The 18,837-nt window shown below is 72.6% G+C and carries 19 protein-coding genes; 8 read left to right on the forward strand and 11 right to left on the reverse strand.

Features of this window, described 5'->3' with window-relative positions; all coding sequences use genetic code 11:
- Positions 1-35: 35 nt before the first annotated feature.
- Together ACSUPR_RS18560 and ACSUPR_RS18565 are read left to right on the forward strand one after the other, a co-directional pair.
- Entirely contained in the window at positions 36-1,409 is a 1,374-nt protein-coding gene (locus ACSUPR_RS18560) for a cellulase family glycosylhydrolase (RefSeq protein WP_436885930.1), read from the forward strand.
- A gap of 68 nt (positions 1,410-1,477) precedes the next feature.
- Positions 1,478-2,551 (forward strand): lytic polysaccharide monooxygenase, encoded by a 1,074-nt coding sequence (locus tag ACSUPR_RS18565; RefSeq protein WP_436885931.1) that lies wholly within the window; start codon positions 1,478-1,480, stop codon positions 2,549-2,551.
- 41 nt (positions 2,552-2,592) lie between these two features.
- Here ACSUPR_RS18565 and ACSUPR_RS18570 read toward each other — a convergent pair whose 3' ends face one another.
- Entirely contained in the window at positions 2,593-3,393 is an 801-nt protein-coding gene (locus tag ACSUPR_RS18570; protein ID WP_436885932.1) for a GNAT family N-acetyltransferase, read from the reverse strand.
- 236 nt (positions 3,394-3,629) lie between these two features.
- Between ACSUPR_RS18570 and helR the strand changes: the two genes are divergently transcribed.
- Positions 3,630-5,789 carry an RNA polymerase recycling motor ATPase HelR gene (gene helR, locus ACSUPR_RS18575; RefSeq protein ID WP_436892053.1) on the forward strand — a complete coding sequence of 720 codons (2,160 nt, stop codon included), beginning with the start codon at positions 3,630-3,632 and terminating at the stop codon, positions 5,787-5,789.
- Between the two features lie 730 nt (positions 5,790-6,519).
- Here helR and ACSUPR_RS18580 read toward each other — a convergent pair.
- From ACSUPR_RS18580 to ACSUPR_RS18595, 4 genes are all read right to left on the reverse strand, one after another.
- Positions 6,520-7,287, reverse strand: a complete 768-nt coding sequence (locus tag ACSUPR_RS18580) for a VOC family protein (RefSeq protein WP_436885934.1) — start codon at positions 7,285-7,287, stop codon at positions 6,520-6,522.
- 156 nt (positions 7,288-7,443) lie between these two features.
- Positions 7,444-7,872, reverse strand: a complete 429-nt coding sequence (locus ACSUPR_RS18585; protein WP_436885935.1) for an ATP-binding protein — start codon at positions 7,870-7,872, stop codon at positions 7,444-7,446.
- Positions 7,869-8,402 carry a hypothetical protein gene (locus tag ACSUPR_RS18590; protein WP_436885936.1) on the reverse strand — a complete coding sequence of 178 codons (534 nt, stop codon included), beginning with the start codon at positions 8,400-8,402 and terminating at the stop codon, positions 7,869-7,871. The genes ACSUPR_RS18585 and ACSUPR_RS18590 overlap by 4 nt, the downstream gene beginning before the upstream one ends.
- 256 nt (positions 8,403-8,658) lie before the next feature.
- Positions 8,659-9,288 carry a YdcF family protein gene (locus ACSUPR_RS18595; protein ID WP_436885938.1) on the reverse strand — a complete coding sequence of 210 codons (630 nt, stop codon included), beginning with the start codon at positions 9,286-9,288 and terminating at the stop codon, positions 8,659-8,661.
- A gap of 37 nt (positions 9,289-9,325) precedes the next feature.
- On the opposite strand from ACSUPR_RS18595, the gene ACSUPR_RS18600 reads away from it, so the two are divergent.
- Positions 9,326-9,994 (forward strand): TetR-like C-terminal domain-containing protein, encoded by a 669-nt coding sequence (locus tag ACSUPR_RS18600; protein WP_436892054.1) that lies wholly within the window; start codon positions 9,326-9,328, stop codon positions 9,992-9,994.
- A 32-nt stretch (positions 9,995-10,026) separates the two neighbouring features.
- Here ACSUPR_RS18600 and ACSUPR_RS18605 read toward each other — a convergent pair whose 3' ends face one another.
- Complete coding sequence (locus ACSUPR_RS18605; protein WP_436885940.1) at positions 10,027-10,560, reverse strand: GNAT family N-acetyltransferase; 534 nt, start codon at positions 10,558-10,560, stop codon at positions 10,027-10,029.
- Positions 10,561-10,904: 344 nt separating this feature from the next.
- Here ACSUPR_RS18605 and ACSUPR_RS18610 point away from each other — a divergent pair, with 344 nt between their 5' ends.
- Entirely contained in the window at positions 10,905-11,120 is a 216-nt protein-coding gene (locus ACSUPR_RS18610; RefSeq protein WP_436885941.1) for a hypothetical protein, read from the forward strand.
- A 206-nt stretch (positions 11,121-11,326) separates the two neighbouring features.
- Here ACSUPR_RS18610 and ACSUPR_RS18615 read toward each other — a convergent pair whose 3' ends face one another.
- Positions 11,327-11,650 carry a MerR family transcriptional regulator gene (locus ACSUPR_RS18615; RefSeq protein WP_436885943.1) on the reverse strand — a complete coding sequence of 108 codons (324 nt, stop codon included), beginning with the start codon at positions 11,648-11,650 and terminating at the stop codon, positions 11,327-11,329.
- Positions 11,651-12,534: 884 nt separating this feature from the next.
- On the opposite strand from ACSUPR_RS18615, the gene ACSUPR_RS18620 reads away from it, so the two are divergent.
- Complete coding sequence (locus tag ACSUPR_RS18620) at positions 12,535-13,119, forward strand: hypothetical protein (protein WP_436885944.1); 585 nt, start codon at positions 12,535-12,537, stop codon at positions 13,117-13,119.
- Positions 13,120-13,294: 175 nt separating this feature from the next.
- Here ACSUPR_RS18620 and ACSUPR_RS18625 read toward each other — a convergent pair whose 3' ends face one another.
- Positions 13,295-13,921: a TetR/AcrR family transcriptional regulator gene (locus ACSUPR_RS18625; RefSeq protein WP_436885945.1), complete on the reverse strand. Its 627-nt coding sequence runs from the start codon at positions 13,919-13,921 to the stop codon at positions 13,295-13,297.
- Positions 13,922-13,978: 57 nt separating this feature from the next.
- Here ACSUPR_RS18625 and ACSUPR_RS18630 point away from each other — a divergent pair, with 57 nt between their 5' ends.
- Complete coding sequence (locus ACSUPR_RS18630) at positions 13,979-14,386, forward strand: RidA family protein (RefSeq protein WP_436885946.1); 408 nt, start codon at positions 13,979-13,981, stop codon at positions 14,384-14,386.
- Positions 14,387-14,446: 60 nt separating this feature from the next.
- Here ACSUPR_RS18630 and ACSUPR_RS18635 read toward each other — a convergent pair whose 3' ends face one another.
- The 3 genes from ACSUPR_RS18635 to ACSUPR_RS18645 all read right to left on the reverse strand — a co-directional run bounded on the left by ACSUPR_RS18635 (position 14,447) and on the right by ACSUPR_RS18645 (position 17,729).
- Complete coding sequence (locus ACSUPR_RS18635; RefSeq protein WP_436885948.1) at positions 14,447-15,058, reverse strand: putative immunity protein; 612 nt, start codon at positions 15,056-15,058, stop codon at positions 14,447-14,449.
- A gap of 89 nt (positions 15,059-15,147) precedes the next feature.
- A complete protein-coding gene (locus tag ACSUPR_RS18640; protein WP_436885949.1) occupies positions 15,148-15,867 on the reverse strand; it encodes a response regulator in 720 nt (239 codons plus the stop codon).
- The gene (locus ACSUPR_RS18645) at positions 15,867-17,729 is read right to left on the reverse strand and encodes a histidine kinase (protein WP_436885950.1); all 1,863 of its coding nucleotides are present in this window, start codon (positions 17,727-17,729) and stop codon (positions 15,867-15,869) included. The genes ACSUPR_RS18640 and ACSUPR_RS18645 overlap by 1 nt, the downstream gene beginning before the upstream one ends.
- 196 nt (positions 17,730-17,925) lie before the next feature.
- On the opposite strand from ACSUPR_RS18645, the gene ACSUPR_RS18650 reads away from it, so the two are divergent.
- The gene (locus ACSUPR_RS18650; RefSeq protein ID WP_436885952.1) at positions 17,926-18,621 is read left to right on the forward strand and encodes a hypothetical protein; all 696 of its coding nucleotides are present in this window, start codon (positions 17,926-17,928) and stop codon (positions 18,619-18,621) included.
- Positions 18,622-18,837: the final 216 nt, after the last annotated feature.

Here is an 18,837-nt window from a genome sequence, read left to right on the forward strand (position 1 = left end):
CCGCACGCCGTCCACCGAACCTCCGGAGAACCCCCATGCATCCGCGAACACCCACCGCGAACCCCCGGGCGGCCCTCGCCCCGGCCCTGGGCACGGCCCTGGTGCTGATCCTCTCCATGGTCGTCGCCCTGCTCTCCGTCTCCCCGCCCGCAGCCCGCGCCGACACCGGCTTCCGCGTGGAGGACGGGCGCCTCGTCGACGCCGCCGGCAACGACTTCCTCATCCGCGGCGTCAGCCACGCCCACACCTGGTACCTGCACCAGACCGGGTCCTTCGCCGACATCAAGGAACTGGGCGCCAACACCGTCCGCGTCGTCCTCAGCAGCGGCGACCGCTGGGACGAGAACGGTCCCGCCGACGTCGCCAACGTGGTCTCCCTGTGCAAGGCCAACCGCCTGATCTGCATGCTGGAGGTCCACGACACCACCGGCTACGGCGAGCAGTCCGGCGCCGCCACCCTCGACCAGGCCGTCGACTACTGGCTGCGGATCCAGGACGTCCTGGAGGGCGAGGAGGACCACGTCCTGGTCAACATCGGCAACGAGCCCTACGGCAACGACCAGGCCGTCAACCAGGCCTGGGCCGACGACACCATCGACGCCATCGGGCGGCTGCGCGCCGCCGGGTTCGACCACACCCTGGTCGTGGACGCCCCCAACTGGGGCCAGGACTGGCAGGGCATCATGCGACGGGACGCGCCGCAGGTGGCCGCCGCCGACGACAACACCGTCTTCTCGATCCACATGTACGGCGTCTACGCCCAGGAGTCGACGGTGGTCTCCTACCTGGAGCACTTCGCGGACGCCGGGCTGCCGCTGATCGTCGGCGAGTTCGGCCACGACCACAGCGACGGGAACCCCGACGAGGACGCCATCATGGAGCACACCCGGCGCCTGGGACTCGGCTACATCGGCTGGTCGTGGAGCGGCAACGGCGGGGGAGTGGAGTACCTCGACATGGTCGAGGGCTTCGACCCGGACCGCCTCACGCCGTGGGGCGAGCGGATCTTCCACGGTCCCGACGGCATCGCGGAGACCTCGGTCGAGGCACCGGTGTACGGCGGCGGGCCCACCGAGGAGCCCACCGACCCGCCCACCGACCCGCCCACCGATCCCGAGGGCGAGTGCACCGCCGAGTTCCGGGTCACGAACGAGTGGTCCGGCGGCTTCCAGGCCGAGGTCGAGGTCACCGCGCACACCGCGCTCGACGGCTGGACCGTGACCTGGACCGCGCCCTCCGGGCAGACCGTGGCCCACGCGTGGAACACCGACCTGGACACCGCCGGCGGCACCGTGACCGCCCGCAGCGTCTCCTACAACGGCGTCCTCGCCACGGGCGCCTCCACCACCTTCGGACTCATCGGGAACGGCCCCGCCGCCGCCCCCGAACCGACGTGCGCCGCGGCCTGACCCGCCACGGCGACCCCGGCCGGGCGGCCGCCCGGCCGGGACTCCCCCACCCGAAAGGAACACCCCTCATGGAGAGGACCCGCACCCGCAACCTCCTCACCGCCGCGGTGGCGCTCGGTGCGCTCGCCGTCGGCTACTCGGTGGTGGTCGCGCCCGAGCCCGCCCAGGCGCACGGCGCGTTCACCTACCCCGCCTCCCGCACCTACGCCTGCTTCCAGGACGCCACCGGCGGCAGCTCCGGCGGTGCGCTGGCGCCCACCAACCCGGCCTGCGTGGACGCGCTCGCCGAGGGCGGCGACTACGCGTACTGGAACTGGTTCGGCAACCTCATCTCCAACTCGGCCGGCCGGCACCGCGAGTTCGTCGCGGACGGCGAGCTGTGCGGACCCACGGAGCGGTTCGGCGCGTTCAACGCGGCCCGCGACGACTGGCCGTCCACGCCGCTCCAGGCCAACACCACCGTGGAGTTCCTCCACAACGCCTGGGCCCCGCACCCGGGCACGTTCTACACCTACGTCACCAAGCCGGGCTGGGACCCGAACCAGCCGCTGAACTGGGACGACCTGGAGCTCATCGACACGGCCGTCAACCCGCCGCTGCGCAGCGGCGGCGCGGCCGGGGCCGAGTACTACTGGGACGTCGACCTGCCCGACCGGTCGGGCCGCCACGTCGTGTACTCGGTCTGGGAGCGCTCGGACAGCCCGGAGGCGTTCTACAACTGCTCGGACGTGGTGTTCAGCGGGGGCGGGGACCCCGGCCCCACGGACCCGCCGGAGCCGACCCCGGAGCCGACGGACCCGCCCGAGCCCACCCCGGGCCCCACGGACCCGCCGGAGGGCGAGTACTGCACGGCCGAGTACCGGATCGTGAACGAGTGGTCCGGCGGCTTCCAGGCCACGGTGGAGCTGACCGCGGGCGAGGAGGGCGTCGACGGCTGGATGGTGGACTGGGTGTTCGCCAACGGCCAGACGATCTCCAGCCTGTGGAACGGCTCGGTCGTCAACCACGGGTCGCACCACGAGGTGCGCAACCTGCCGCACAACAGCCTGCTGGACCCGGGTGAGAGCACGAGCTTCGGGTTCACGGCGAACCACCCGGGCGGCGTGAACATCGTTCCGCTCCCGGACTGCGGTCCCGCCTGACGGCGCCGACCCGGGGCCCGGACCGCCACGGCGGTCCGGGCTCAGCCCTTGAGGCCGTAGAAGTGCACCGGGGAGTTCGGCTCGAACCCGATCCTCGGGTACATCGGCGCCCCCGCCGCGGTCGCGTGCAGGGTCGCCCGGACCAGGCCGGTGGACCGCGCGCCCTCGTACAGGGCCTTGCGCGTCACCGCCTCCCCGTACCCCCGGCGCTCCCACTCCGGGGCCGTGGCGACCAGGACGACGAACAGCCGGCCCTCCGCCTCCACCGCTCCCGCGCAGGTCACCGGGACGCCGTCCCGCAGCCCCAGGTAGGCGTGCACCCCGCCCTTCCACAGCGCCGACCCCGCCAGCCCGTCCCTGCCGTCCTCCGGCGGGAACCCGTAGGCCCGCGAGTTCAGGTCCGCGTACGCCAGCAGGTGCTCCTCGGTGGTGACGCGGACGAACTCCAGGTCGGGGTGCGCGGGCTCGGGGAGGGCGGGCAGGTCCGCCGCCATTCCGACACCCGAGAACGCGGACTCCAGCCCCGCCCGCCCGGCCGCGGCCCGCAGCCCCGCGCGCGCCTCCCCGGACAGCAGGTCCTCGAAGACCCACAGGAACCCCGGGTGGCGTTTCGACCGCATGACGTCCGCCGCCCGCTCCAGCCGATCCGCGACCAGCTCCGGATCCGCGTCGACCTCGGTCAGCGTCACACAGTTCCAGAACGCGAACCGGCTGTCGGCCCAGCGGACGCAGACGCCCGGCAGGTCGCGCACGTCCGCCTGCGGATCGCGGTCGAGCACCAGCGTGCGCCAGCCCGCGGCCAGCTGTTCCATCGACTCGACAGAGTCGGCACGACCCACCATCACAACCCCTGCACCCCCGTACCTTTTCCCGAGCACACGATCGCGCGGGAGCGCGGGGTTACCGGCCGGTTCCGCCGATCCGTGACCTCGCCCGGCGGAGGGCAGAGAAAAAGAGGAGCGCCTTCGGCCGCTCCTCTCCACTATTAATCTATAGCGTACCCGGGGGCTTGCGGCAAGACCCCCCTCGTGCCTCACAATCGACCTTCGTGACAACACGCCATGTTCCGGGGGACCACGTGAATCCGCAGGCCACCAGCCTTTTCGAGCTGCCCGAAAACCTCGCCGCCAAGGCGGACCCGGCGCTCATCGCCGACGACGAGCGCCACTTCGCGGACATCACCCGCAGTCTCGCCGAGACCATCGCCGACCTGACCGACCGCCTCGGCACCGCGCGGCTCGCACCCGGCGGAGGGGGCCGCATGGTGATGGACCGCGACATGGAGGTCCATCGCCTCTCCTCCCGGCTGCGCACCCTGCGCCGCTTCGGCCTGGACCTGTGCCTGGGCAGGGTCGTCCCCGCCGACGGCGCCGAGCCCGTCTACATCGGCAGGCTCGGCCTCACCGACCGGGACGGCCGGCGCCTGCTGCTGGACTGGCGCTCCCCGGCCGCCGCGCCGTTCTTCGCCGCCACCCACGCGGACCCGATGGGCCTGGAGAGCCGCCGCCGCTACCGCTGGACCCTGGGCCGCATCACCGACTACTGGGACGAGGTGTTCACCGAGGAGGGACTGGACGGCCACCACGCCGCGCTCGACGACCAGTCCGCGTTCATCGCCAGCCTCGGCGCCACCCGGTCGCCCCGGATGCGCGACGTCCTTGGCACCATCCAGGCCGACCAGGACGCCATCATCCGCGCGGGGTCCGCCGGGGCCCTCGTCGTCGACGGCGGCCCGGGCACCGGCAAGACCGTCGTCGCCCTGCACCGCACCGCCCACCTGCTGTACTCCGACCCGCGCCTGGGGCACCGGCGCGGCGGGGTGCTGTTCGTCGGCCCGCACCAGCCCTACCTGAACTACGTCGGCGACGTCCTGCCCAGCCTGGGCGAGGAGGGGGTGCGGACCTGCACCGTCCGCGACCTCGTCCCCGAGGGTGCCGCGGTGCCCCCGGAGAAGGACCCGGAGGTGGCGCGGCTCAAGGAGTCGGCGCGGCTGGTCGACGCGATCGAGCCGGCCGTCCGGTTCTACGAGCGGCCCCCGAAGCAGGGGCTGGACGTCAGGACGCCCTGGGCGCAGGTCCGCCTGACCGCGCAGGACTGGGAGGAGGCGTTCGACGCCGTGGAGCCCGGTACCCCGCACAACGAGGGACGCGAGCCGATCTTCGACGCCCTGGTGGAGATCCTGCTGGACAAGCACGACCGGGACGAGGAGGGCGTCTCCCCGGAGATGCTGCGCCGGGTGCTCCAGCGGGACCGGGAGCTGATGACGGCGCTCCACCGGGCGTGGCCGCTGCTGGAGTACACCGACATCGTCGGGGACCTGTGGTCCGTGCCCGCCTACCTGCGCATGTGCGCCCCCTGGCTGGACGCGGAGGAGGTGCGGGCGCTCCAGCGCGCGGACGCCCAGGCCTGGACGGAGCCCGACCTGCCGTTCCTGGACGCCGCCCGGCTGCGGCTGGGCGACCCCGAGTCCTCGCGGCGCCGCCGCGGCCACCGGGCGGCGGAGGCCGCCCAGCGCGAGCGCATGTCGACCGTCATCGACGACCTGGTCGCCGCCGACCCCGACGGGGAGGGCGTGGTGACGATGCTGCTCGTGGAGGACATGCAGAACAGCCTGGTGGACGACTCCGTGCTGCCGGGCGCCCACCGGGACGAGCTCGCGGGCCCGTTCGCGCACATCGTGGTGGACGAGGCCCAGGAGCTGACGGACGCCCAGTGGCGGATGCTGCTGCTGCGCTGCCCGTCGCGCAGCTTCACGATCGTGGGCGACCGGGCCCAAGCCCGGCACGGGTTCGCGGAGACGTGGCGGGAGCGGCTGGAGCGGGTCGGCCTGGACCGGGTGAACATGGCGTCGCTGAGCATCAACTACCGGACGCCGGAGGAGGTCATGGCGGAGGCGGAGCCGGTCATCCGGGCGGCGCTGCCGGACGCGAACGTGCCGACGTCCATCCGGAGCTCGGGTGTGCCGGTGGCCCACGGGGCACCGGAGGAGCTGGACGCCCTGCTGGAGAGGTGGGAGCGGGAGAACCCGGAGGGGGTCGCCTGCGTGATCGGCGACGCGGAGTTCCCGGAGCGCCCGCGGGTTCGGTCGCTGTCGCCGGAGCTGGCCAAGGGCCTGGAGTTCGACCTGGTGGTGCTGGTGGACCCGGACGGGTTCGGAGAGGGTATCGAGGGCGCGGTGGACCGCTACGTGGCGATGACCCGCGCGACCCGGGAGCTGGTCATCCTCACCAGCCCCTGACCGGCGAACCGAGACCGGTCCGCCCCGAAAAGCAACCCCAGGAGGCCGAGAGGGAGAACGAGGCCCTCCGCCACAGGGGTCGTCCCCTCCCCCGAAACCCCGTCCCCAACCGGAGGCCCTCTCCCGTCCCCCCAGCCCCGGGGCGAAGGCCGCAGGAGAGTTCACCACCCCAGCCCCACAGGGGTCGGGGGAAGGAGAACCGGGAGCTGTGCCCCAGGGGGTCGGGGGAGGAGGGACCGGGGCCTTCGCCCCAGGGGGTGAGAGGGAGGGGGGACCAGGTCCTCCGCTCCAGGGGGGTGGACGGACTTGGAGGTTTCCAGGAGGGTCACCCCTTGGGGCGGGCGGTCTGTGGTCGCTCCCGGCAGCAAGCGTTGGTCTCCAAAAGCTCAGCCGCTTGGGAAGGTACAGACTGCGGAGCGTGGGCCCGTCCCGCCGCAGTCGGCGTGCGGCAGAGCGCCGGGCCGGTGCGTTCGACGGGCGTGCCGGGTGGTGGGGGTTTACGGGGCGGGTGCGCGCGAGGCCTGCCCCGTCCGGCCACACAGGTCCACGGAGGAAGGGTCCGCCTGCGAACCCGCCGGTCGCACCCGACCTCGCTTGTAACACCGACCACAGACGCCGTAACCCCAGCCGTGAGTGCCCTCCGGTACCACTCGGACCGTGGGCCCGTACTCCGCAGACCTTCGCGGCCACGCACGTCGTCCCGCGTGTGCTCCGCCCCGCCCCACCCCGCTCAGGCAGGGGAGGGGCGGAGCAGGACGAACTCGTTCCCGTCGGGATCGGTGCAGGCGGACAGGCGCCCCACCCCGGCCGCGTCGTCGGGCTCCATGTCCACTCTGCCGCCGGTCTCGGGGACCAGTGCGGTGGTGACGTCGACATCCTCAACACGGAACACCGGGTGCCAGTTCCCGTTGCCCGGAACCTGCGCGATACCGCCGTGCGCGCGCTCGTCCGCCAGGCCCTCGGGCCGGACGGTCAGGTAGGTGCCTCCGCCCGGCAGGTCGAAGGAGGTGAACTCCCAGGGGAAGAGCGCACCGTAGAACTTCCGGGCGCCCTCGGGGTCGGGCGTCCACAGTTCCGCCCACATGAGGGTCCCGGGGTCGTCCACGGCCTCCATTCCGGTGAAGGAGAGCGGCTGCCAGAGGGCGAACGGAACGCCCTGCGAGTCGGTGCAGTGCGCCATCACGCCCATGCCCATGACGTCCATGGGAGAGACCTCGACCGTGCCGCCCAGTTCCGCGACCTTCCGGGTGGCGGCCTCGACGTCCGGAGTGTGGAAGTAGAGCGTCCAGGCGGGTGGCTGCTCCTCCTCCATGAGCGGTCCGGCGCCGCCCACCACCCGACCGCCGAACCTGAGGAGCATGTAGCCGCTGGTGTCCGGACCGGCGGATTCGGCCTCCCAGCCGAACAGGCGGCGGTAGAACGCGAGCGAGGTGTCCAGGTGGGAGGCACTGAGCTCGATCCAGCAGGGGGAGCCGGGGCGGTAGTCGGTGGTGATCATGGCGGTGTCCTCCATCGGTCGACCTGGCGGGTGCGGTGAGGCTTGCCATCTGCGAGTGTCGCCCGGACCCGCGACAAGGTGGGGCACGTCGGCGGCAAAGTTCGCGCAATCGAACCAGGGCGGGCTCCCCGGTGTGCCGGGGAGCCCGTCGGGTGGTCACCGGGTGAAGGTGGCCCAGGTGTGGGTGCCCAGGTCCCCGAAGGGGCACACGGGCGAGTATCCCCAGGCTGTGGACAACTCCTGGACCATGAGCAGGCCGCGCTGGCCCTCAGCGCTCTCCCACTCGGCACAGGAGCGGGTTCGGGGGATGGCGGGGATGCCGCCGGACAGGCCGTCGTCGGTGAATCCCAGGGTCAGCGTGTGGTCGCCGGTCAGCCACAGCGTCCGCACCACCCCACCGCCGACCTGTCCCGAGGCGGTGTACTTGACGCAGTTGGCGAACAGTTCGCTGCCGCACAGGACCAACGTGTCGGCGAGGTCGGGGTCGAACCCGGCCAGGTCTGCGGCCAGGTCGCGGCGCACGGTGGACAGGTGCGACAGGTCGCCGGGGTAGAGGCGGTGGTGCCACAGGCGGGTCGGGTTCATGCTCCCACCCCCGCGCGGGTCTTGCGGTGTTGTTGGTCCTGCCAGCGGCGCACCGCGTCGGCCAGGTCCTCGAAGGTGACCGGCGGCGGGGTGGGGGCGAGCAGGTCGCCCTCGCCGGGGCGGGGCTCAGGGATGCGCGGTGCGGCCCACTGTTGGAGGCGGGCGGTGGCGTGGGCCTGGAGGCGTGCCTGCTCGCGGGCGGCGCACGGGTCGGGGAGGGTCTTGTGCGGCTCGGCAAGGCGCGGGCGCTCGGGGGCGCGGGGTGCGGTCTGGTCCTGGATGCGGGCCTGCTCGTGGGCGGTGTAGTAGGGGCGCACGAGCGGAAGGTCGTCGGCTGCAAAGGTCTCGCGCGGGGCGGACAGCCGGGGCGCGGCGGGCGGGCTGGGCCGGGTGGCGGGGCCGGGAGTTTGGGCGTAGCGGCGCACCCGTGCCGAACGACGGCGGCGGTGGTGTCGGCCGCAGGGAGAGGAGAACAGCGCTCGCAGGAGCCCGAGGGCAGCCCGGAAGAGCGCGGCACTAAACTGGCTCACGCTGGCAATCCTTGTGTTCAAAGGGGTGAATTGCTGGCCACGACCCCGGGCGCTTACTAGGCGTCGCGGGGTCACGCTTTTTTCGGTTGTGGGGCCAGAATAAGGCAACCTGCGGGCGGTGCGCACATTTTTCGGATGGATCACCGAAGAAGTTCTACGCTTGCGCGTTGCCCCAGTTCAGGGGGCCGTCAAGCGTAAAGGCGAGTGGCTTTTCCGGAGAAAAGAACCATGAGTCCGTTTTGATGCTTTTGGGTTGTCAACGCCGGTAAATAGCGAAAAGCGGTTTCAACCACAGCAGCTCCCCGAACCGGTGGTCCTGTGCGGGCCGGAGCCGGGCGGCGACCTCGGGGGCCTGCTTGCGGAGGTAACGGCGGCCTTTGCGGGCGTGGAAGGTGTTGGAGGCGATCTTGACGACGGGGAAGGGCTCGAGCATGGGGAGGGTGAGGGCGATGTTCTCCCAGGTGTTGGTGGCCTTTTCTTCGAGCAGGACGTCCGCGGGGTCCACGCCCAGGTGCTCGGTGGCGTAGTCGGCCATGACCGCGGCCTCGGAACGGGCGGCTCGGGGGCGGCGCGGGCTCGTGCCGGTGAAGATCAGAACGCTGCGCGCGGCCCGGGGGTCGCGCGAACGCAGGGCGATGCGGGTCCGGTAGCGCTGGACCAGGCCGGGGCGGTCGCCGCGGCGACTGGGGTAGCCCAGGACGACGATGGCCTCCTCGGTGCCGCCGGGGATGCTGCCGCCGGTGCCGCTGGCGCCGAGGACCACGGGGCCAGTGGAGGCCATGAGCGGATATTCCTGCCGGGAGGCGCGCCAGAGCGTCCACTCGCTCCAGAGAAGGACGGCGCCGGTGGCGGCGACGGCCCCGAGCAGAAGGCGTTCGCGATCCATGGGGAGAACCTACCGGCGCCCGCCGGAGGCCGGGATCATGCTCCGCGTGCGTGGTGCCGTCCGACCGGAACCGGACCGGACCGGAACCGAGGGCGGGACCAGAACCGAGAGCAGGGCAGGGGCCGGACCGGGGTCATGGATCAGGAGCCCCGGGTCCCGGACCGGAGGCCGGGATTCAGACGAGGGCGGCGACCAGCAGGGCGAAGGCCGCGATGATGACGGCGACGCGGACGGAGCCCGTGACCGGGTCACCGCCCTGGCCCGCGCGTACCTCGGATTCGCCGCACGCAACCCGGCTGTCTACGACGCCATGTTCGAGCTCGACGGCGGCCTGGCGTTCGCAAGCGAGGACACTCCGGAGCCGCTGAAGGACGCCTTCGCCGCCCTGCTGGAAAGCCTGGGCGAGGTCGCCGGGGACGGAGTCCACCCGGGACTGTTCACCGAGGTGTTCTGGGCGGGGCTGCACGGACCGGCCACCCTGAACCGGGCGGGGCGGCTGCCGCCGGGGGCGCCGAGCGGAGGGTGGAGCTACCGGTGGACCGGCTCGCCGTGCTCTGACGCGCCGGACGCGTGCATGATCCGCGGGCCCACTCTGCCCGCCTACTCCGCCCGCCCGCCTGCTCCGCGATGCCCGTCGGCCTCGGCCGGGCGGGTGCCCCGACGCGTTCGGTTTCCCGGGCCGGTGAGGGCGGGAAACCGAAGGTGACGGTGGAACGCCGCCGGTCCGCGGGGGTGGTGCTAGTCGTTCTTCCATTCCCCGGCGAGGAGGCCGAACAGCGCCACGTCGAGGAACTCGCCCAGCACCCAGGACGAGGAGCGCAGCACGCCCTCACGGACGAAGCCGTTCTTCTCGGCGGCGCGCATCATCGCGAAGTTGTCCGTCAGCGTCTCGATCTGCAGGCGGTGCAGGCCGCGGACGGTGAAACCGTAGTGGCAGAGCACCGAGACCACGTCGGTGCCGTAGCCCCTGCCCCGGGCGGACGGGCGGAGGCCCATGCCGAGGTGTGCGGAGCGGCTGTGGTTGTCGATGCCCCAGAGCGTCGCGGTACCGAGCAGTTCGTTGTCGGCGAGGTCCACGACGGAGAAGGTGGCGTGGCCCTCGGCGGTGTCGTCGACGTTGACCAGGGAGTGCTTGGAGCCGGGCATGACCGGGCGCCAGGGGCTGCTCTGGACACGGGAGTGGACGACCACGTCGTCGTAGAGTTCGGCCTGAAGGATCGGGTTGTCGTCCTCGTGCCGGGCGCGGAGCCCGACCTTTTCGCCTGTGAGCATGGAGGACTTCCTATCGGAGCGCGCTGACCTGTTGCAACCCGGTTCGGCCCGAGCGTCCCTTTCCCGCCCCGACCGGCGTCGGCCCTCAGACGTCGGTCACGGCCTTCCCCGCATCCCGCTCGATCCCGCCTCCCGGCTGCATCCTCGGCAGCCGTACCTTCCGGCTGTACCTCCCGGCGGCGCCTCGCAGCGGCGCCGCCTGTCGAGCTGCGCGCGTTCGATGCCCCGTCCATGGAGACACCCCGACCCCGTCGCTGGTCATGACACCCTTTGCCCCGCCCTTCTCCTACCTTGACGACGTTCCGGGCAGTGGTCCCTGACCTGTAACCGATACGGGAGGCATCATGATCGCGAAACTGTCCGAAATGGGCGTCACCTCCGAGATGGCCTACACCGCCGGCTTCGCCAGCATCGGGGCCTCGGTCCTGAGCTGGGTCGTGTCCAAGAAGAAGGAGAACGCCGGCACCGACCGGGCAGATCGCTGGGGGCTCTTCGTCGGTGAGTGGGCACCGACCTTCTTCGCGCTGGGTGTGGCCCTGCGCCTCGAAGAGAACAAGTGACCGTGGCCTTCGGGTCCGGGCGGGCCGACGGAAGCCGGTTCGTCCCCCGGGCGGCACCGGGGCACGCTCCCCGATGCCGCCCGGGGTTCTGAGGCCCCGGCGGGAGCGCACGCGGAACCGCCGGAACGGAAAGGCCCCGCCGGGTGTACAGGCGGGGCCGATCGCGGAATCGGGCATCGGCCCGGGGCCTTCCCCCGGGCCGCTCCTCACTTCTGGGAGGGGTCGGCGGCGCGCAGCTCCTCGTTGATGCGCTGCGCCTCCTCCAGCTGGTCCTCCAGAATGATGATCCGGCACGCGGCCTCGATCGGCGTGCCCTGATCCACGAGTTCTCGTGCCCGGGCGGCGAGCCTGAGCTGGTAGCGGGAGTAACGGCGGTGTCCGCCCTCCGAGCGCAGGGGCTCGATCAGCTTGGCCTGGCCCAGGGCGCGCAGGAACGCCGGCGTGGTGCCGATCATCTCCGCGGCGTTGCCCACGGTGTAGGCGGGATAGTCGTCATCATCGAACCGGTCACCGGTGTCGGGACGGGGCAAGTGTGTGTCTTCCTTCTCCTGAACGCACGTCGAGGGCCCCAGCGCCGTACGGCGCTGGGGCCCGAGAGTTCAATACCATCTACCGGCCGCTGCCGGTCTTCCGCTTCCCGAGGTCAAGCCGGTACGGGATCGCGGGGATCGCGGTTGTGTGACCGTGGACCACCTTCCTTGAAACGAGGGCCCTGCGGTACCCGAGCGGAACTTCCCCTCGCCCGGGCGATCCTGATGGCATCTACTCCTCTCGTTTCTCACTTCGTGCACTGCTTTCGACTGCGGTACTACCGGCCCCCGACGCCGTACAACCGTGCGCCGGTCGGGCCCCACTGCATGTCTCTTCCTGCCGCGGCCCTCCCTGTGGGAGCGGAAGGCCGGTACTGCGGTACTGCCTGACCTCTGTACTTCTTTGCTTCTCGTACTTCTTTTACTTCTGTACTTCCGTACTGCTGTCCTGCCGGTCCGGCGGTGCCCTGGAGCACTGCACGCCGTCGAACCGTCCTGCGCGGCGCCCCCCGTGCGGGCGGGACACCGGTCCTGCGGTACTACCGGCCCCCGACGCCGTACTCGCCGTACTGCCGAGTGCGCCGGTCGGGCCTTCCTGCCGACCACCAGCGGATCCCGGTGGCCACAACAGGAAATGTAGCAGCGCGAAGTATTCATGTCTACTGTCGCCGCTACAAGTTTTCGACCCTTGCCGGAGAAGGTTCTCCTGGGGGCGGGGAGCGCCCGGCCGCCGGCGCGGTAGAGCCGGGGCGGCCCCCGGCGGGCGGAGCGGGCCATGCGGGCGGGGACGGGCCGGATAGGATGCGGCGCATCGAGAGGGTGCCGTGAACCCCGCTCCCCGGATCTCGCGACGCGTACGGCTTCCAAAGCGAGGACGGAGAAACATGGCCAGCAGTTACGACTACCAGCTCCCGTTCCACATGAACCAGGTGTGGAACATGCTCCCCCATGCCGTGCGGCGCACCAGGGGAGCCTCGAACCAGGGGAACCCGATGCCCGGCGGCGGTTACCGCTACACCTTCTCCACCGGCTTCAACATGCTCACCTACGGGCAGAACGTGTACATCGACCTTTCCCCCCACCCCCAGGGCACGCACATGCGCGTCTCTCCCAACCTGAAGTTCGGTCTCGTCGACTGGGGCGAGGGGCGCGAGATCGCCGCCAGCCTGTACGACCACCTCCTCAACATGCTCCGGCACCAGGGCGGCCAGGCTCCGGGTGCGGGGGCTCCGGGCGCGGGGGCCCCGGGCCACGCCCAGGGCGCCCACGGGCACCAGGCTCCTCCGCCCGGCCCGCAGGCTCCTCCGCCCGGGCACCAGGGACCTCCACAGGGTCGCGGCCACCAGGCGCCTCCGCCCGCCCACGGCGGCTACGGCCCTCCCCCCGGCCACGGTCACCCGGGCCCTCCCCCCGGGCACGGCGGCTACGGGCCTCCCCCCGGCCGGGGCGGGTACGGCCCGCGCAGGTAACGGCACGGAGCGCGGACGGCAGCGCCCGCTGCGTCCGCCTGCCGCACCCGTCCACCCACCGCGGCCACTTACCGCGCCCACCCGCCGCGCCCGCAGCCCCCGCCCGCCCACACGCCGCCCCCGCCCGCTCACCGCGCCCACCCGCCCGGCCGGTGCCCGAGGAGCGCCGGCGGCCTCAGCCGCCGGAGCCGAGGCCGCGAGCCCAGCCCTCCCTCGAAGACCGCCCGGCCGCTTCGGGATCGTCCCCGGCGGCCCGGTAGAGGCGTGTCAGCCCCGAGGTCACGACGGGCTCGACCTGTTCGAAGGACAGGACCCCGGTCGCGAAGAGCATGCACGCGCCGTGCCCGAGCATCCACAGCTCATGGGCGAACGCGCGTGCTTCGACACCAGCGTCGAAGCGCCCCGCTTCCACGGCCCGCCCCACCGCATCGACGAGGTGCCGGAGCGTGGCGTCCGCCGCCCGGCCGTCGGGCAGCGGCAGCGAGCCGTCGAACATCAGGGTGTACAGGTCGGGGCTGTTCCGGGCCGAGGCCGCGTAGGCGGCCCCGGCCGCGGCCAGGTCGCCGACGGGGTCGTCCGTGGCGGGAAGCTCCTCCAGGCGGGCGGCGAGACGGCCGAACCCCTCCTGGCGCACCGCCCCGAGCAGGCCGGGCATCCCGTCGAAGTACGTGTAGACGGCCATGGTGGAGACCCCCGTCCCGGCGACGAGGCCGCGCAGGCTGACGGTCTCACGGCGGGCGAGCATGCCCGCGGCACGCTCGATCAGCAGGCGGCGGACTTCGGGGCGGGCGGGACGGACCACTTGATCATTCTATATCGGTGCTATTGAATAGCACTGTTATCGAATGAGGAGGACACCGTGCCGGTCCAGCTGCTCAACCCGTCCACCCTGCCCCTGCCCGAGGCCTACGCCCAGGCCTCGATCGCCGAAGGCTCCAGGCTGGTGTTCGTCTCGGGACAGGTCGCTCGCGACGCCGACGGCACCCCGGTGGGGGCGGGTGATCTGGCGGCGCAGACCGAACAGGCCTACGCCAATGTGCACGCGGCCGTCACGGCCGCGGGAGGGACCTTCGCCGACATCGCCAAACTGACGGTCTACGTCGTGGACTGGGAGCCGGAGAAGATGGCCCGGCTCGGCGAGGGTGCGATGCGTGCGGCGCAGCGCCTGGGCTTCGACCCGGTCCGCCCCATCACCCTGCTGGGCGTCGCGGCCCTGGGCGAGCCCGATCTGCTGGTCGAGGTCGAAGCCGTCGCCGTGCTGCCCTGACCGGGGGAGCGGGCGGCCCTGTGGGTGCGTCCGCGCTCAGCCCTTCAGCCCCTCAGCCCTTCAGCTCCTCAGACCCTCGTCGAGGAGGCGGAGCAGCACACTCCGGCGGGTCCGGCCGGTCCCTAGGTCACCCGCCGGAAAGCGCCGCACGACCCCGCGCAGTCCGGACGGCGCGCGCCCGACCGCCCAGCGGACCTCCCCCTCGCCCACGGCCGGGTCCCCGCCCGCGGCGATCTCCCGGGCCAGCGCCAGGTACAGCGCGGGCCCGTGGACGCGCCCCACGGGACTCGGTGTCGCCGGCGCGTGGATGTACGGCACGTCCGCCGCGGCCACCGCGGCCCGGGCGGCGGACTCGGCCGCCGGGTCGCCGACCTCGTTCGCCGCTGCGGCGGACGCCCGGGCGGCCGTGCGCAACCGCTGCGTCCGCCGCTCCCCGAGCGCGTAAGCCCGCGCCGCCGCGACCGCCTCGCGCGGGCGGCCGTCACCCGGTGCCGCCGCCTCGAACAGCGGCAGCGCCCGCTCCGCGCAGTCGGCCGCCCACCGTGTGAGAAGACGGTGCCCGTCGCCGTCCGGTCCCACTCCGCCGGAGCCGCCCGCCATCGCCCACCATCCCCGGACCGGTCCCAGAACGGCCAGGGCGGCCGTCGTCGATCCCTGAAAACCATGAGTCATGGGATTCAAGCGTATCCTTGAAAGTCCTGTTGAGACTTTCGGCGCTTCTCCCCTTGTCCATGCGGCCCAGGCCTCGAACGGTGTGTCGCTCAGTCGGCCCCCGGCCCGCCCCTCCCGGCGTCCTGCTCCCGCACCCACAGTGCCAGTCGCGTCCGATCCCGCAGGCCCAGCTTGCGCAGGATGTTCGTGACATGGTTGCGCGTGGTGCCGTCCGTGATGAACAGCCCCCGGGCGATCTCCCGGTTCGTGGCCCCCTCGCCGATCATCCGCGCCACCTCCCACTCCCGTTGCGACAGCGGCGACCGCGCCGACCCGGTCGGCTCCGCCGGGCCCGCCGGGACCGCCGCCGGGGCGGACCCGGCGGGCACCGGTCCGGGAATCCCGTCCAGGGACGCCACCAGCCGTTCGGCGGCCGCAGCCCCCAGCACGGTCTCCCCGCGCGCCACCCGCTGGAGCGCCGACACCAGCTCCTCCGGGGGAACGTCCTTGAGCAGGTGGCCGCGCGCCCCCGCCCGCAGGCACCCGAAGATGACGTCGTCATCGTCGAACGTCGTCAGCACGATCGCGGGGACGCCCGGGTACTCCTCCCGCATCCGCGCGATGAGGGTCAGGCCGTCCATGCGCGGCATGCGCGCGTCCACCAGCGCCACGTCCGGCAGCCCGCCGCGCCCGGAGGCGGCCGCCAGGAACTCCAGGGCCTCCAGCCCGTCCCCGACGTCCCCGGCGACCTCGATCCCGTCCTCGAACTCCAGCAGCTTGCGCAACCCGTGCCGCAGCAGAGCCTGGTCGTCGACGATGAGCACCCGCATCAGGAGACGCCCCTCCCGCCCGTGCCCGCCCGGTTCCCGGAGCGGCCCGTGCCGCCCGGAGCGCCCGCGCTCGCACTCGCGCCCGCACTCGCGCCCTCCGGCCCTCCCGCACCCGCCGGGTGCTTCACTTCGTCCTTCGGGCCCGTGCTCACCCGGTTCCCGGCGCCGCTCGCACTGCCCGCCGCGCCGGTACCGCGTGCACCATCCGTGTCCGCCGCCCTGCCGGTGTCGTGCGCGTCTTCCGGCCGGTCGCTGCGGTGCTCACCGGTGTCCACCGTCCCACCGGTACCACGTGCAGCATCCGTGTCCACCGTCCCACCGGTACCGCGTGCAGCATCCGTGTCCGCGGCCCTGCCGGTTTCGCGTGCCCTGTGGGTGTCCGCCGCCCTGCCGGTGTCGTGCGCGTCTTCCGGCCGGTCGGCACCGCCTGCACCTTCCGCGTCCCCTGTGTCAGCCGCGCCTCCCGAACCATCCGTACCAACCGCACCACCCGCACCGCGGTCCCCACGGCCCGCCCCGCGGCTCTCCTCGCCTCCGCCCCCTCCCGGTCGCTCCACCGGTCCCTCCACCCGCATTCCCACCGGCACCTCCACCCGCAACCGGAACCCCTCCGCGGCGTTCTCCGCCACCAGTTCCCCGCCCACTCCCTCCACCCGCTCCGCCAGCCCCCGCAGCCCGAACCCGCCGCGCACGGCGCCCTCCGGCGCTCCGCCCCCGTTGTCGGCCACCGTCACCGCCACCGCCTCCGCGCCCACCTCGACCTCCACCAGCACCGCATCACCGCCCGAGTGCCGCATGGCGTTCGTCAACCCCTCCTGCACCGCCCGGTAGCACACCAGCTCCGCCTCCTCCGGCAGCTCCGGCCACTCCCCGCCCCTCTGCTCGAACCCGATCCGCACGCCCCCGCCCTGGAACGACTCCGCGAGCGACCGCATCGCGCGAGCCCCCGCCCGTCCCTCCAGGGCCAGCGGCCGCAGCGCCCGCACCCACCGGCGGGTGTCGGTCAGCGCGTCCCCCGCCAGCGCCCGTGCCTGCCCGACCTCCTCCCACGCCTCCTCCGTCCTTCCCGCCTCCCGGAAGCGCAGCGCGTTCGCCAGGCACAGCGACAGCGCGGTCAGGTGGTGCCCGGTGCTGTCGTGCATCTCCCGGGACATGCGTGCACGCTCCTCGGACACGGTCAGCTCCCGGATCCGGTCCGTGCTGCGCCGCAGCTCCGCGTGCGCGGCCTCCAGCTCCCCGTGCGCGGCCCCCAGCTCCCCGTGGGTGCGCTCCAGCTCCTCCAGCAGCTCCCGGGTGTGCCCGGCCCGCCGCGCGGACACCAGCAGCCCCACCGACGCCAGCCCCGACGCCACCACGATGAACAGCAGACTCACCGCCATCAGCACCCCGGCCATGAAGGGCGCGCCGGGCACGAGCAGCGGCAGCAGGAGGCTGAAACCGACGACGAGCGCGCCGTAGACGATTCCGCCGGGCACCCCGAACACGATGACCGCGTTCACCGTTCCCACGCACAGCAGCAGGAAAAGCGTGTGATTGCTGGTGACGAAGGAGGTCAGCGTGACGACCATGAATATTCCGCTGGCCGTTGTCCGCGACCGCGGGGAATGCGGGGACCAGGCCAGGAACGGCCACAGAACGGCACAGGCGACCAGGGACCCGAGCCCGGTGGCGACCAGGGACAGGGTCACCGGGTCGTCGGTCTCCGCGCCGCCCGTCGGTACGAGACCGGTCATCATGACCGCGTAGATGGCCAGCGTGGTCAGCACCGAACCCCAGAACAGCAGGCTCACCACACGCGGCGGCCGGTTCCCGGACAGGCTGACCCAGCGCGACAGGTCGGGCAGGGGGGAAGGTCGTCTCATCGCCCGGATACTATCCCGCGCCGCCCCGGAAAGGGGGCTCGGAACCGTCATGTATTCATGGGCGCGCACCCATGACTCCGGTCATATGAGGGTGCCGATAAATGCCGTGACATCGGCATGACCGCAGGTGGATGTGCCCGCCTCCCGCTTTTTCCTAGGGTTTTTCCCAGAGGACGTCGAGAAAAGGGAGAAACCCGTGGAGAGAACGATCGGCGCGACGGCTCCGGCCGAGGCGCCCCGCCCCCCGTTCGTCGGCATGGCGGTCGCGGTCCTCGCGATCGCCGGCATGGCGGCCGTCTCCTGGACCGCCTGGCCCGACCTCGCGGAACTGGTGCACGGAGGCCGGTACAACCTGGACGGCAGCCCGAACATGGTGCCCCGGTGGCTCCTGGCGGGGGCTCTGCCCTTCACCACGGCCCTGGTCGCCGTGCTCCTGAGCGCGGCCCCGGCACTGGGCGCCAGGATCCAGGACGCGCTGGACCTGCCGGTCCGCCGGACCGCCCGCAGCACCACCCGGGCGATGGACGCCATCCTGGTCCTGCTCTCCCTCCTCCTGCTGGTCGTCCACGCGAGCGCGGTGTTCAACGCGGCCGGGTGGGACATCCCGACCACGAAGGCCGCGGGTGTCTCGGTGGGGCTGTTCCTCATCGGCGTGGCACTGGTCGTGCCCACGGTGCGGTCCGTGGAGGTCCGCGCCACCGCCCTCGCCCGCTGGTGGGAGGAGGCCCGGTGGCCGGTGGCGGCCGGGGTGATCGCGACCGGGGCGGTCCAGGTCGCCGCCGCGCTCCTGGTCGAGAACGGCCTCCTGGTCGCGATGACGTCCCTGCTGCTGCTCCCGGCGATGGTGCTGGGTCTGGTGTTCCCCCTGCTGAGGGGCGGACGGCGCGGCTGAGGGCTGCGGAACCGGGAGGACACGGATACGGACGGCGGGGGCCTCACCGGACCTCCGCCGTCCGCTTCCGCGTCCGCGTCCGCTTCCGCGTCCGTGTCCGCTTCCGCGTCCGTGTCCGCTTCCGCGTCCGTGTCCGCTTCCGCGTCCGTGTCCGCTTCCGCGTCCGTGTCCGCTTCCGCGTCCGTGTCCGCTTCCGCGTCCGTGTCCGCTTCCGCG

This window comes from Nocardiopsis dassonvillei (genome assembly GCF_964273065.1).
GTDB lineage: Bacteria > Actinomycetota > Actinomycetes > Streptosporangiales > Streptosporangiaceae > Nocardiopsis > Nocardiopsis dassonvillei_B.

Excerpts from the sequence above, each read along its gene's own strand:
- ACSUPR_RS18580 (WP_436885934.1), bottom strand. The coding sequence starts at position 7,287 with ATGATCACCACCGACTACCGCCCCGGCTCCCCCTGCTGGATCGAGCTC.
- ACSUPR_RS18560 (WP_436885930.1), top strand. The coding sequence starts at position 36 with ATGCATCCGCGAACACCCACCGCGAACCCCCGGGCGGCCCTCGCCCCG.
- ACSUPR_RS18605 (WP_436885940.1), bottom strand. The coding sequence starts at position 10,560 with ATGCTCACAGGCGAAAAGGTCGGGCTCCGCGCCCGGCACGAGGACGAC.
- ACSUPR_RS18645 (WP_436885950.1), bottom strand. The coding sequence starts at position 17,729 with ATGAGACGACCTTCCCCCCTGCCCGACCTGTCGCGCTGGGTCAGCCTG.
- ACSUPR_RS18620 (WP_436885944.1), top strand. The coding sequence starts at position 12,535 with ATGGCCAGCAGTTACGACTACCAGCTCCCGTTCCACATGAACCAGGTG.
- ACSUPR_RS18635 (WP_436885948.1), bottom strand. The coding sequence starts at position 15,058 with ATGACTCATGGTTTTCAGGGATCGACGACGGCCGCCCTGGCCGTTCTG.
- ACSUPR_RS18600 (WP_436892054.1), top strand. The coding sequence starts at position 9,326 with ATGCTCCGCGTGCGTGGTGCCGTCCGACCGGAACCGGACCGGACCGGA.
- ACSUPR_RS18570 (WP_436885932.1), bottom strand. The coding sequence starts at position 3,393 with ATGGTGGGTCGTGCCGACTCTGTCGAGTCGATGGAACAGCTGGCCGCG.
- ACSUPR_RS18595 (WP_436885938.1), bottom strand. The coding sequence starts at position 9,288 with ATGGATCGCGAACGCCTTCTGCTCGGGGCCGTCGCCGCCACCGGCGCC.
- ACSUPR_RS18640 (WP_436885949.1), bottom strand. The coding sequence starts at position 15,867 with ATGCGGGTGCTCATCGTCGACGACCAGGCTCTGCTGCGGCACGGGTTG.
- ACSUPR_RS18585 (WP_436885935.1), bottom strand. The coding sequence starts at position 7,872 with ATGAACCCGACCCGCCTGTGGCACCACCGCCTCTACCCCGGCGACCTG.
- ACSUPR_RS18610 (WP_436885941.1), top strand. The coding sequence starts at position 10,905 with ATGATCGCGAAACTGTCCGAAATGGGCGTCACCTCCGAGATGGCCTAC.
- ACSUPR_RS18565 (WP_436885931.1), top strand. The coding sequence starts at position 1,478 with ATGGAGAGGACCCGCACCCGCAACCTCCTCACCGCCGCGGTGGCGCTC.